Here is a 13,122-nt window from a genome sequence, read left to right on the forward strand (position 1 = left end):
GACATTGACCGAGATCAGCCGGCTCGCCTGCGATATCGCCGTGCCGGACGAGCGCCCGGCCCGCCCGCACGCACCGGAATGGGATCTGCTGACCCGGGCCGAACAGGAGGTCGCCGCTCTGGCGGCGGCGGGCTGGACCAACGGCGAGATCGCGGCGCGGCGCGGCAGTTCGGCGCGCACCGTGGACGCGCAGGTCGCGGCCGTCCTGCGGAAGCTCGCGGTGGCGTCGCGCGCCGACATCGCACCGCGGGTTCCACCCGAGCGCCGCACCCGCGCGGAACACACACCGCGGCCCCGGCGGTACCGCATCGAGTCCGAGGCGCCGGCGAGCTCGGTGACTCGTGTCAGCGAGCGCCCGCGTGAACCAGGGCCAGCTCGTCGACGGTGAGGCCCACCAGGGATTCGCGGAATTCGAGCCCGGGCCGCGACGGGACCGCGATTTCGCACGGCACCACCAGCACCCGGCATCCGGCGGCCAGCCCGGCGGCCGAACCGGTCGGCGAATCCTCCACGGCCACACAATCTTCCGGGGCGACACCGAGCAATTGCGCGGCGCGCAGATAGGGATCGGGCGCGGGTTTGCCGTTGTCGACCTCGTCGCCGCAGACCGAGACGTCGAACATGTGCCGGCCCAGCGTTTCCAGGCACAGCTCGGTGATCGATCGCTTGGTGTTGGTCACCAGTGCGGCCGGCAGGCCCGCCGCCCGCAGCGTGGCCAGCGCGTCCTGCGCACCGGGCCGCCACGGAATGGGCCCGGCCATCAGTTCGGTGACCCGGCGCTCGAGCCATTGTCCCGCCGCGAGCATCGCCGCCGGGTCGAGTTCCAGGCCCAGTCCGTCGAACAGGATCCGCAGCGCGTTGCGGGCGTCGGCGCCGATCAGGGCGTGCCGGATGGCGTCGGTCATCCGGCCGCCGAGCTCCTCGGCGAGTTCGCGCACGCCGATATCCCAGAGCTTCTCCGAATCCAGCAGGGTGCCGTCCATATCCCACAGCACGGCGGCCACAGTCACCCGGAGCTCTCCTTCCGATTCCGCATCAGGTTCCCGACGCGGTGATGAGCATCCGGCCGGTGGCCGTATCCACCGTGAACCAGCGGCTCTCGGAGGTGACGGTCCCGTTCTTCAGGGTATAGGTGAGCGTCGCGACCGCCCGCCCGGGACCGCTCTGCGTCACCCCGCCGACCCGCACCGACGACACCGTCGACCAGAAATTCGAGTACTGCGCGTAGCCCCCGGTCTGGGACTGGTACGACGGTGCCAGCTCGGCCCAGGCGCCGCTGGTGTTACCGGGCAGCATGCCGTAGTAGCCGGAGATGAAGCTCGCGACATCGGCCGGCTGGGCCGGGCCGTAGGGAGCGCTGGTTCCGGACGGGGGCGTCCGGGTCCCGCTCGCACCGGGCGCCGGAGCGCCGCTCGGCGCCGGGGGCGGGGTCTGTCCGCTGGGCACGGGGCTGCCGAGCGATGCGCTGCCACCCGCACCGTTGGCCGAGGATCCGCCGGGCGCATCCGGGGTCGCGGCGCCGGGCGGTGCGAAGGCGGTGGCCGAGGGCTGCTCCGGTGCCGAGGTGGTGCCGTTCCCCGCCGCCGTGCTGTGGTTGTCGTCGGACCCGGACGTCGCCACCAATCCGATGATCACGGCGAGCACGAGAACGGCCGCCGCAGCGGCCGCCCAGATTCGCCGATCGCGCAGCGGGCCCGGTTTCGGTTGCGGTGCGGGTGTTCTCGCGGTGGATGCGGCACCCGCGGGGGCGGGCGCGGCCGGAGTCTGCTCGGGAGCCGACAGCACCGTGGTCGCGGCGGCGTCGGCGCCCGGTTGCGGGAGCACCTTGGTGGCCGCGGGGACCAACGCCGCCGGTCGGCCGTCGGCCACGGCCTCGAGCGCCTGTTGGGCTTCGCGCATGGTGGGCCGGTCGGCGCTGTCGGCGGCCAGCAGGCTCATCAGCACCGGGCCCAGCGATTCGGCGCGCTTGGGCTCGGGCACCTTGGCGCTGACCACCGAATGCAGCACCGCCAGCGGATTGTCGCCCTCACCGAACGGCGGCGCACCCTCGACCGCGGCATACAGGGTCGATCCCAGCGCGAACACGTCGGACGACGGTTCCGGATCCTCACCGCGCGCGATCTCCGGCGACAGATACGCCGGGGTGCCGGCCAGGAATCCGGTCGAGGTGACCGTGACGTCGCCGACGGCGCGCGAGATGCCGAAGTCGGTGATCTTCACCGTCCCGTTGTCGGCGACGAGAATGTTCGCGGGCTTCACGTCCCGATGCACGATGCCGGCGTCGTGCGCGGCCGCGAGCGCCGCGGCGACCTTCGCCCCGATCCGGGCGACTTCGCGCGGTTCGAGCGGGCCCTTGTCGCGCATCAGCGCCGCCAGGCTCTGCGCGTCGACGTACTCCATCACCAGCCAGGGCTGGCCGTCCTCCTCCGCGACGTCGAAGACGGTGACCGCGTTCTGGTGGTGCAGCCGCGCCGCGATGCGCCCTTCCCGCATGGCGCGCATCTTCGCTTCGAGCGCCTGCGCCTTGGTCAGTCCGGGCGCCAGCAGCAGCTGCTTGACCGCGACGGTGCGCCGCAGCCGAACGTCACTGGCGCGCCACACCACGCCCATGGCTCCGCTGCCGATGGGATCGGCCAGTCGGTACCGCCCGGCGATCAGCCGATCTGAAGTCATGGTGTCGAACCCCTCCTGCGCTCACACGCCGAGCTGCCTTGCCACTCTGCGTGACGCCCGGAAACGTCAAAATCCTACGTGTTGAAGTATTTTGAGCTACCTTCCGGCCGCTCACCCCATCGACAACTCAGCCGAACACCCGGCCATACCAGCAGGTGCGAGCCTATCGGTCAGCGACATCGACTGGCCCACGCCAAACCCCCTCCCCGCCATCGGCAGACTCGGGCCGTCCACACGGCGTCTCGGAAACAGAGGCCGTCGACCACACAGCGTCCGCCGCCGCCGCGCGAGACCGTGAGTGACTGTCAGGCATCAAGTGACCGTACGTGTTCACCGTGATCGACGCATCCCGATGCCCCAGGTAATCAGCAGCTCCCGCACACCCACCAGGTTAGCCAGCCGCACCGACGCACAAAAATGCCGTAGCGCACACATCCCATCCACGAACCGGTGCATCGGAATCCCAGCAGTCCGAAAATGTTTCACCCGCACCTGTTTGTGAAACCGCTCACCCTGCCACGGCCGACCGTTCTCCCGCACGATCAGCGGATTCGCAGTCACCGGCAGGCTCTCGGCACATTTCCAGGGAAGCGTCACGGGCGTCGCCGGAAAGCAGATGCTACAGGTCCAGGCCGGTGCCGCCGAGGTCATCAACCATTGACAGCATACTGTCACTTTGACAGCATGCTGTCATGACTGCTTCCGAGAGTGCACAGATTGCTCCGTTCCGAGTCGACGTGTCCGACGACACGCTCGATGACCTGGCCCGTCGTTTGGCGCATACACGATTCGCCGATGAATCCTGCAGCGAGGCAGGTATTTCCACGTCCTACGTGCGCGAACTGGTGGAGTATTGGCGCTCCGGCTACGACTGGCGTTCATGGGAAGGGCTACTGAACTCCTACCCGCAGTACACCACCGAGATCGACGGGCAGATGATCCATTTCCTGCACATCCGCTCCGATCGGCCGGACGGGTTGCCGCTGATCCTCACCCACGGCTGGCCCGGCACGGTGGTGGAATACCTCGACATCATCGAACCACTGACCCGCGCCGGCTACCACCTCGTCATTCCGTCGATCCCGGGCTTCGGTTACTCCGCGCCCCTGAACGATCGGGGATGGAACAGACAGCGCACGGCCAGGGCGTGGGCAGAACTGATGAACCGGCTCGGCTACCACCGGTACGGGGCGGTCGGCAACGACCTCGGCTCGACCATCTCCCTCGAACTCGGACACCTCGACAGCGACCATGTCACCGGAGTCCATGTCACCCAGATCTTCTCGACGCCCTCCGGAGCACCCGGCGAGCTCACCGACCTCGACCCCGGCAGCCTCGACCGATGGCGACGTCTACAACGCTTCATGGCCACCCAAGGCGCGTATCTGACGGTGCACGCCAACCAGCCTCACACCTTGGCTCATGCCCTTGCCGATTCCCCCGCGGGACTGCTCGCCTGGAACGCACAGCTGTTCGGCCACGGCGTGGACCCCGACTTCACCATCACCAACGTGATGATCTACTGGCTGACCGAGACGGCCGGATCCGCCATGGGCTTCTACCACGAAGATTCCCGCTCTCCGGCACCGAGCGAACCGACCTCGATACCGGTCGCCCTCGCCGAGTTCACCGACGATGTCTTCGCCTCGATTCCCCGCTTCGCCCACCGCGACCACCGAAACATCATCTCCTGGAATCAATTCCAAGGCGGCGGACACTACGCCGCGCACCAGGAGCCGACCCGACTCGCGAACGACATCGACGCGTTCTACCGGAGATTACTTACGCGTTGAAGTACTTGGCTTCCGGATGCAGCAGAACGAAGGCGTCGGTCGACTGTTCCGGATGCAGTTGCAGCTCCTCCGACAGCGAGACGCCGATCCGGTCCGCCTCGAGCAGCGACACCAGCTTCGCGCGGTCCTCGAGGTCGGGGCAGGCGCCGTAACCGAAGGAGTAGCGTGCGCCACGGTAGCCGAGTTTGAAGTAATCCGTCACCTCGGCGGGGTCCTCGTCGGCGACCGAATGTCCTTCCAGCACAAGCTCTTCGCGAATCCGGCGATGCCAGTACTCGGCCAGCGCCTCGGTGAGCTGCACTCCGATGCCGTGCACCTCGAGGTAGTCGCGATAGTTGTCGGCCGCGAACAGTTCGTTGGCGAAATCGGCGATCGGCTGCCCCATGGTGACCAGCTGGAACGGCAGGACGTCGACCTGGCCGCGCTCGGTGGCCAGCTCCCGCGAGCGCACGAAGTCGGCGATGCACAGGAACCGGTCGCGCTGCTGGCGCGGGAAAGTGAATCGGTACCGTTGCGGCGCAGCGGGATCCGGTTCGGTGAGGACGATCACGTCGTCGCCTTCGGACACGGCCGGGAAGTAGCCGTAGACCACCGCCGCATGCTGCAGCACGCCCTCGGTGGACAACCGGTCCAGCCAGTATCGCAGCCGCGGACGGCCGTCGGATTCGACCAGATCCTCGTAGCTCGGCCCCTCATCGCCGCGCTGTCCGCGCAGACCCCACTGGCCCAGGAACAGCGCGCGCTCGTCGAGCAGGCCCGAGTATTCGCCCACGGCAAGGCCTTTGATCACCCGGGTGCCCCAGAACGGTGGCACCGCCACCGGCAGGTCGGCGGCCACATCCGAGCGCTCGGGCACCTCGACGGGCACCTCCTTGGCGCGCCGCTCGGCCGCGATGCGCTTGGACCGCTCGTGGCGGGCCTTGCGCTCGGCGGCCTTGGCGCGTTCGGCCTCGGCCTCGGGGCTGTCCGGGTCGAGCGCGCCGCCGCGCTTGCGGGTCATGATGTCGTCCATCAGGCGCAGGCCCTCGAACGCGTCGCGGGCATAGTGCACATCGCCGGCATAGACGTCGGTGAGATCGTTCTCGACGTAGGAGCGGGTCAGCGCGGCGCCGCCCAGCAGCACCGGGAACTGGTCGGCGACCCCGCGGGTGTTCATCTCCTCGAGGTTCTCCTTCATCACCACCGTCGACTTGACGAGCAGGCCGGACATGCCGATCACATCGGCCTTCTTGTCGGTCGCCGCGTCGAGGATCGCCGAAATCGGTTGTTTGATACCGAGATTGACGACCTCGTAGCCGTTGTTGGACAGGATGATGTCGACCAGGTTCTTGCCGATGTCGTGCACGTCGCCCTTGACGGTCGCCAGTACGATGCGGCCCTTGCCGGAGTCGTCGGTGGCCTCCATATGCGGTTCCAGATGCGCCACCGCGGTCTTCATGACCTCGGCGGACTGCAGCACGAACGGCAGCTGCATCTGCCCCGAACCGAACAGCTCACCGACGGTCTTCATCCCCGCGAGCAGGGTTTCGTTGATGATCTGCAGCGGCGGCACTTCCCGCATCGCCGCGTCCAGATCGTCCTCGAGGCCGTTGCGGTCGCCGTCGACGATGCGCCGCTCCAGGCGTTCGAACAGCGGCAGCGCGGCCAGCTCGTCGGCGCGCGAGGCCTTCGCCGAGGCCGCCGAGACGCCCTCGAACATGGCCATCAGCGTCTGCAGCGGGTCGTAACCCTCGCGGCGGCGGTCGTAGACCAGATCCAGCGCGGCCGTGCGCTGGTCCTCCGGGATCCGGCTGATCGGCAGGATCTTCGATGCGTGCACGATCGCCGAATCCAGCCCCGCCTCCACGCATTCGTGCATGAACACCGAGTTCAGCACCTGCCGGGCGGCCGGGTTGAGGCCGAAGGAGATGTTCGACAAGCCCAGCGTGGTCTGCACCTGCGGGTGCCGGCGTTTGAGCTCGCGGATGCCCTCGATGGTCTCGATGCCGTCGCGACGCGATTCCTCCTGCCCGGTACCCAGGGTGAAGGTCAGGCAGTCGACGATGATGTCGCTCTCGGCCAGCCCCCAGTTGCCGGTGATGTCGGCGATCAGCCGCTCGGCGATCTCGACCTTCTTCTCCGCCGTGCGGGCCTGGCCCTCCTCGTCGATGGTCAGCGCCACCACGGCCGCGCCGTGCTCGGCGACCAGGCGCATGATCTGCTGGAAACGCGAATCGGGCCCGGCGCCGTCCTCGTAGTTCACCGAGTTGACCGCGCACCGCCCGCCCAGATGTTCCAGACCGGCCTGCAGCACCGGCGGCTCGGTGGAGTCGAGCATGATCGGCAGCGTCGAGGCGGTGGCGAGCCGTCCCGCCAGCTCGGCCATGTCGACGCTGCCGTCGCGGCCGACGTAGTCGACACACAGATCCAGCATGTGCGCGCCGTCGCGGGTCTGATCCTTGGCGATGTCGAGGCATTTCTGCCAGTCGCCGGCCAGCATCGCCTCACGGAAAGCCTTGGAGCCGTTGGCGTTGGTGCGCTCGCCGATCATCATGATCGAGGCGTCCTGTTCGAACGGCACCGAGGTGTACATCGAGGAAACGCTCGGCTCGTGCTCCGGTTTGCGCTGAGCCGGAGCCACATTCGCGACCGCGTCGGCGACCTCGCGGATGTGCTGCGGGGTGGTGCCACAGCAGCCGCCGACCAGCGCGAGGCCGAATTCGCTGACGAAGCCGTGCAGCGCGGTCGCCAATTCGCCCGGGGTGAGCGGATATTCGGCGCCGTTGGCGCCCAGCACCGGCAGCCCCGCATTCGGCATCACCGACACCGGCAGCTGGGCGTGCTTGGACAGATGGCGCAGATGTTCGCTCATCTCGTCCGGGCCGGTGGCGCAGTTGAGACCGATCATGTCGACACCGAGCGGTTCGATCGCGGTCAGCGCCGCGCCGATCTCACTGCCGACCAGCATGGTTCCGGTGGTCTCGACCGTGACGTGGGTGATGATCGGAATGCGCCGCCCGGCCCGTTCCATGGCCCGGCGGCTGCCGGTGACCGCGGCCTTCACCTGCAGCAGGTCCTGGCAGGTCTCGATCAGGATGGCGTCCGCGCCGCCGTCGAGCATGCCCAGCGCGGCCTCGGTGTAGGCGTCGCGCAGGGCGACGTAGGGAGCGTGGCCCAGGGTGGGCAGTTTGGTGCCGGGGCCCATCGATCCCAGCACGTAGCGGGGCGTGCCGTCGCCGGACGGGCCCATCTCGTCGGCCACCTCGCGGGCGAGCCGGGTGCCGCGTTCGGACAGATCGCGGATCCGGTCGGCGATGTCGTAGTCGGCCAGGTTGGGCAGATTGCACCCGAAGGTATTGGTCTCGACCGCGTCGGCGCCGGCCTCGTAATAGGCGCGGTGGATGCCGCGCAGCACGTCCGGGCGGGTCTCGTTCAGGATCTCGTTGCATCCCTCGAGGCCGCGGAAGTCGTCGAGCGTCAGATCCGCGGCCTGCAACATGGTGCCCATCGCCCCGTCGCCGATCACTACACGCCGGGCAAGCGTGTCGAGCAACGTGGTATCGAACTCGGCGCGGGAGGACACAGACATGTACCCCAGAGTAGTGGGCGGCCCCGACAATCCTGACCACCGGACCGGGCGGCCCGCGCCACATCGCCCTCGACACGCGGTATCCCGCGATATGCGGTGAACGACACCGCCGCCACGCCGTAGGCTGACCGGGTGAACCCCAGTGCCTCATCCGATCCGGCAATGCCGACGTTGCGTGATCCGGTTCTCGTCGCCGCCTTCGAAGGCTGGAACGACGCGGCCGACGCCGCCAGCGGCGCCGTCGAACATCTGGAACTGATCTGGGACGCCGAACCGCTGGCCGAACTGGATTCCGAAGATTACTACGACTACCAGGTCAACCGGCCGACCGTACGCCAGGTCGACGGCGTGACCCGCGAGATCCAGTGGCCCTCGACCACCCTGTCGGTGTGCTCACCCCCCGGTAGCGAGCGCGACATCGTGTTGCTGCACGGCATCGAGCCGAATATGCGCTGGCGAGCGTTCTGCTCCGACATCATCGAGCTGATCGAGCAACTGCAGGTGACGACCGTGGTGATTCTGGGAGCACTGCTCGCGGACACCCCGCACACCCGGCCGGTCCCGGTCACCGGCACCGCCTACAGCAAGGAAGCCGCCGAACAGTTCAGCCTGGAACAAACGCGCTACGAGGGACCGACCGGCATCACCGGCGTGCTGCAGGACGCGTGCGTGCGAGCGGGCGTGCCGGCCATCTCGTTCTGGGCGGCGGTTCCCCACTACGTCTCCCAGCCGCCGAATCCGAAGGCGACCATCGCGCTGCTGCGCCGGGTCGAGGACGTGCTCGATATCGAGGTGCCGCTGGGCGAGCTGCCCGCGCAGGCCGAGGACTGGGAATCCGCGGTCGACGAGATGACCGAGGGTGACGAGGAGGTCACCGAGTACGTGCGGTCGCTGGAGGAGCGCGGCGATGCCGCGGTCGACCTCGACGACGCGATGGCCAAGATCGACGGCGACGCGATCGCCGCGGAATTCGAGAAGTATCTGCGCCGGCGAGGCGGCGGCAAGGGCGGATTCGGCCTGTAACCGGTGGCGGCGCCGGACACCCGGCCGGCGGGCGAGCCCTGCGGACGCGTGTCCGGCGACCGGCCACACCCGGTCAGGTCTCGATGGTCAGCACCTGGGCTTCCGCGTCGTGGGCCAGCTTCGCGATCAGCATGTCGCGCGGAATGGTCTGGCCCGCAAGATGATCGAGCGACGGAACCACCACATGGTGTGCCTCGGCCCGCTTCAGCTCGGCGGTGAGCTCGGCGAACGCGGTACCGTCACCCTGGGTCGATTCATGGAACGTCGCGGCGAAGCAGAGGCCGACTTCGCTGGCCAAGGTGCACATCGCATCCTCCAGCTCGGCGGCGTGACCGTCGGCTAAGTCGTCACGCACGTATCCATAGATCAACGCTTCCACCCGAACCTCCGTTTGGATGTGTAAGGGACTCGCTGTTCTGTTGTGGATCACCTGCTTGCGGATCACCTGCTGTGGACGGGAAAACCGCCCGAATCGAGCATCCGTCATCTGCAAATGCAATTGCAGATGTCAATGACGGACAACCGCGTGCCCTATCGGGTCCACCGGCGTTAACTGGTGGGATACTACAGACGTGGCCGTGAGTGACGATCGACCCGTCTGGGCTGTCAGGATGCGCTCCGAACGAGACGCGCGGGGGTGGTCCCAAGCGGATGCCGTGCGCGCGATGCGCGCGAAGTCATCCCACAACCTGCCGACAGACAGTACCCTCCTACGCAATTGGCGCCGTTGGGAATCGGGCGAGTCGCGCCCGGACGATTTCTACGCGCCGATCATCGCCGCCGCATTCGACACCGTCACAGCGGCGTTTTTCCCCAAGGCGCGCCCGAATCGGGACGACGAACTTTTGTCGTCAACGGGAATGGACACGCTCGAGTTCATCGGCCGGTTGCGGATGTCCGACATCTCTTCGGCCACACTGGATGCCATTCGCATCACCGCCGAGCGGCTGTGCTGCGAATATCCCTTCGCCGACCCGCACGAACTGCACACCGAGGGCACCGCGTGGCTGCGGCGCATCACCTCGCTGCTGGACGGACGGCTGACCTTGGCTCAGCATCGCGAGGTGCTGGTCCTCGCCGGCTGGGTGGCGTTGCTGGTCGGATGTGTCGACTACGACCTGGGCCGGCGCACCGCCGCGGAGGCGACCCGCCGCGCGGCGCTGTCGCTGGGCCAGGAGGCCGAACATCCCGAAATCGTCGGCTGGGGTGCGGAAATGGCGGCGTGGTTCGCCATCACCCAGGGCAATTATCGCGGTGCGATCGAGGTGGCCGAGTCCGCCCTGGAGAATTGCCGCGGCATGGGCGTGGGTGTACAGCTGGCCGCGCAGCAGGCCAAGGCGTGGGCGCGCATCGGCGATCGCGAGGCGATGGAACGCGCGCTCGAGCGCGGCCGGGATATCCTGCGGCAATTGGACAATCCAGCAAATCTGGACAACCACTTCGTGGTCGACGCGCAGAAGTTCGACTTCTACGCCATGGATTGCTGCCGGGTCGCCGGTGACAATCGCCTGGCGGAAGGCTATGCCCGCCAGGTGATCCGCAGCGCCACCGGCCTCGACGGTTCGGTCCGCCAGCCGATGCGCGTCTCCGAGGCACAGCTGACCCTGGCCGTGGTGGCGGTCCGCGATCGCGATCTGGAGCTCGCCGTCGACGAGGCGATGCGCGCGTTCGAGGGCAAGCGCCGCTCGCTGCCGTCGCTGCTGTGGATCGCGGGCGAGGCGGCGCGGGAGATGATCGAGCGCTATCCGGCCGATCCCCGCACCCGCACCTATCTCGAGCAGTTGCGGGTGCTGTCGATGAGCTGAGCGGATTGCGTTGCGCCGCTGAATGCGCCGCTGAATTGCACGGAGCCGCCGGGGTTGTACGCTGCGACGAATGGACTTCAGTCTGCGCAGCTGCTCGTGGCACGGGCACGCCACCTACGCCCCCGACGAAGCGGAACTGGCTGCGCGCCTGCATGTTTCGACGGCCGCGGGTGAGGCCTGGCGGTGTCTGCGCTGCGGGAATTTCGTGATCGGCGAGCCGCGCGGGCGCGGCCCGGCCGATGCGGCGCCCGAGGTGCCGCGCGGGCGGCTGCTGCGCGACCGGCTGATCATGCGGCTGCTTGCCACCGAGCGCGTGGTGCGCGGACTGGTGTTCGTGGTGCTCGCCGCCGGGGTGTTCAAGGTGCGCAATTCGCAGGAACAGTTGCATGCCGCCTTCGATCGGGAGCTGCCGCTGATCCGCCCGCTCGCCGACCAGATCGGCTGGAATCCCGACAATTCCAAGATCGTCGCGTTCATCGAGAAGGGCTGGACGCTCTCGCCGACCGTGCTCACCTGGATCGCGGTGGGGTTGCTGGCGTATGCCGCCATCGAATTCGTGGAGGCCGTGGGCCTGTGGTACGTGCAGCGCTGGGGTGAATATTTCGCGGTGATCGCCACCTCGATCTTCCTGCCGCTGGAAATCTACGAACTCACCGAGCGCATCACCGTCCTCCGCGCCGGCGCGCTGGTGATCAATGTCGCCGCGGTGCTCTGGTTGCTGTGGTCGAAGCGGTTGTTCGGCCTCAACGGTGGTGGCGCCGCCTACCACCGCGAGCACAGTGAGGAGAGCCTGCTGACCGTGGAACGCTCCGCGGTCGCCACCGAGGCGGGGTGACGGCACGCCGAGGCCCGGGTGCGCCGCCGCGGCGCGCGGGCAGGTATTACGCTCGTGCCGGTGACCGAGTCCGCTGACCGATTGCTGCCCGCCGAACCCGCACTGTTCGACGGCGTCTCCCCCACCCGGGGTGAGACCGTGATCGAGGGCGCGGACCGGCTGCGGTTGTTCTCCTTCGCCACCGCCGACAAACGCAACGACTATCTGTGGGTGCTGCGCGCGTTCGATCATGCCCGCGCCGCCTATGTGGTGCTGCTGCACGCCTCCGATGTGGCCGACACCCTGGCCCGGATGCCGGATGCCCCGCATCCCACCGCTACCGAGATCGGTCCGCTGCTCGAGCAGCTGCACACCTGGGGTGTGCTGGAACGCAGTTACGACGGCACCCGCGCGGCGACCCTCGCCGAATATCGCAACCGGCACTACGTCTATCAGTTCTCGCAGGCCGGATTTCAGGCGTATCGGGCGGTGAGCGAGGTGCTGGGCGCGCGCCTGGACGAGGCCTCGCTCTCGCGGCTGGTGCTTCCGGAACTACTGGCCGACCTGCAGGCGCTGGCGCAGGCCAATCGCGACGGTGACGCCGAGCGCGTGTATCGGATCCTGAAGCGGCTCGACACCGCGCTGTCCGAATTGGCCGACCGCGCTGCGCATTTCTACCTGACCCTCGGCGATCTGGTCCGCACGACCGAGGCCACGCCGGAAGCCTTTCTGGCACACAAGGATGCGCTCCTGGCGCATATGCGCGACTTCAGTATGGATCTGGCCCGCTACGCGCCCCGGCTGGCGGCCGCGATCGCCGAGGTCGACGACACCGGCGCCGAGTCGCTGATCAGCCGGGCCGCGTCCTGTGACGAGCGAGTGTTGCTGGACCTCGCGGCACGCGAGGCCGATTGGCGAGCCCGCTGGCAGGGGCTGCGCGGATGGTTCGTCGCGGTCCGCGATCGCAGCACGCCCGACCCCGGCGCCGAATCCGCCCCGGCGACCGAGGCCGAACGGCTGCGGGAGGCGACCATGAGCGCGATCGCGGCAGTACTGTCGCTGCTGCGCCGCGTGACCGAAACGCGCAAGGGCGGGGTGAGCCGGGAGTCGGCGCTGCGGCATCTGGCCGGCTGGTTCGCCGCCGCGCCCACCACCGACAGCGCGCACGCCCTGTTCGACGTCGTGTTCGGATTGGGCAAACCGCGGCATCTGTCGATGGAACACCCCGACGCCGACATCATCCCCGCGCACCGATCCTGGTGGGAGGCAGCGCCGCTGGAGATCGCGCGCACTCTCGCCGAAACCGGCCGCCAGCCCACGCCGGGCGCGCCCGCGCGCTTGGTGCGCAATGATGCCGGGGTGCGGCGGCTGCGCCAGGCCCAGCTGGAGACACAGCGCGCCCGCGCGGCCGCCGCGATGTCGCTGGCCGCCGCCGATGTGCACGAC

General features: G+C 68.4%; 10 protein-coding genes. 6 read left to right on the plus strand and 4 right to left on the minus strand.

Annotated elements, in window-relative coordinates:
• The coding region (locus ON23_RS12985; RefSeq protein ID WP_039778397.1) for a helix-turn-helix domain-containing protein at positions 1 to 388 on the plus strand (388 nt) is incomplete at its 5' end.
• On the opposite strand, the gene ON23_RS12990 is transcribed toward ON23_RS12985, so the two are convergent.
• Positions 345 to 1,010, minus strand: a complete 666-nt coding sequence (locus ON23_RS12990) for an HAD family hydrolase (protein ID WP_039778398.1) — start codon at positions 1,008 to 1,010, stop codon at positions 345 to 347. The two genes, ON23_RS12985 and ON23_RS12990, sit on opposite strands and share 44 nt — an antisense overlap.
• 25 nt (positions 1,011 to 1,035) lie before the next feature.
• Positions 1,036 to 2,673 carry a serine/threonine-protein kinase gene (locus ON23_RS12995; protein WP_039778400.1) on the minus strand — a complete coding sequence of 546 codons (1,638 nt, stop codon included), beginning with the start codon at positions 2,671 to 2,673 and terminating at the stop codon, positions 1,036 to 1,038.
• A 692-nt stretch (positions 2,674 to 3,365) separates the two neighbouring features.
• Between ON23_RS12995 and ON23_RS13000 the strand changes: the two genes are divergently transcribed.
• On the plus strand, positions 3,366 to 4,466 hold the full coding sequence (locus tag ON23_RS13000) for an epoxide hydrolase family protein (protein WP_039778401.1): 1,101 nt from the start codon (positions 3,366 to 3,368) through the stop codon (positions 4,464 to 4,466).
• On the opposite strand, the gene metH is transcribed toward ON23_RS13000, so the two are convergent.
• The gene (metH, locus tag ON23_RS13005) at positions 4,456 to 8,034 is read right to left on the minus strand and encodes a methionine synthase (protein WP_039778402.1); all 3,579 of its coding nucleotides are present in this window, start codon (positions 8,032 to 8,034) and stop codon (positions 4,456 to 4,458) included. The two genes, ON23_RS13000 and metH, sit on opposite strands and share 11 nt — an antisense overlap.
• 162 nt (positions 8,035 to 8,196) lie before the next feature.
• On the opposite strand from metH, the gene ON23_RS13010 reads away from it, so the two are divergent.
• Entirely contained in the window at positions 8,197 to 9,057 is an 861-nt protein-coding gene (locus tag ON23_RS13010) for a PAC2 family protein (protein ID WP_210743458.1), read from the plus strand.
• Positions 9,058 to 9,130: 73 nt separating this feature from the next.
• Here ON23_RS13010 and ON23_RS13015 read toward each other — a convergent pair whose 3' ends face one another.
• Positions 9,131 to 9,436, minus strand: a complete 306-nt coding sequence (locus ON23_RS13015; protein ID WP_030518877.1) for a hypothetical protein — start codon at positions 9,434 to 9,436, stop codon at positions 9,131 to 9,133.
• Between the two features lie 481 nt (positions 9,437 to 9,917).
• Here ON23_RS13015 and ON23_RS13020 point away from each other — a divergent pair, with 481 nt between their 5' ends.
• From ON23_RS13020 to ON23_RS13030, 3 genes are all read left to right on the plus strand, one after another.
• Positions 9,918 to 10,862: an NsdA family TPR-like regulatory protein gene (locus ON23_RS13020; protein WP_244969575.1), complete on the plus strand. Its 945-nt coding sequence runs from the start codon at positions 9,918 to 9,920 to the stop codon at positions 10,860 to 10,862.
• 70 nt (positions 10,863 to 10,932) lie between these two features.
• Positions 10,933 to 11,697 carry a DUF2127 domain-containing protein gene (locus ON23_RS13025; protein WP_039778404.1) on the plus strand — a complete coding sequence of 255 codons (765 nt, stop codon included), beginning with the start codon at positions 10,933 to 10,935 and terminating at the stop codon, positions 11,695 to 11,697.
• Positions 11,698 to 11,856: 159 nt separating this feature from the next.
• Positions 11,857 to 13,122, plus strand: a 1,266-nt coding sequence (locus ON23_RS13030) for a TIGR02677 family protein (RefSeq protein ID WP_039778407.1), incomplete at its 3' end; no start/stop codon positions are given.

It is taken from the genome of Nocardia cerradoensis NBRC 101014 (genome assembly GCF_000308535.1).
In the GTDB taxonomy this organism is placed as follows: Bacteria; Actinomycetota; Actinomycetes; order Mycobacteriales; family Mycobacteriaceae; genus Nocardia; species Nocardia cerradoensis.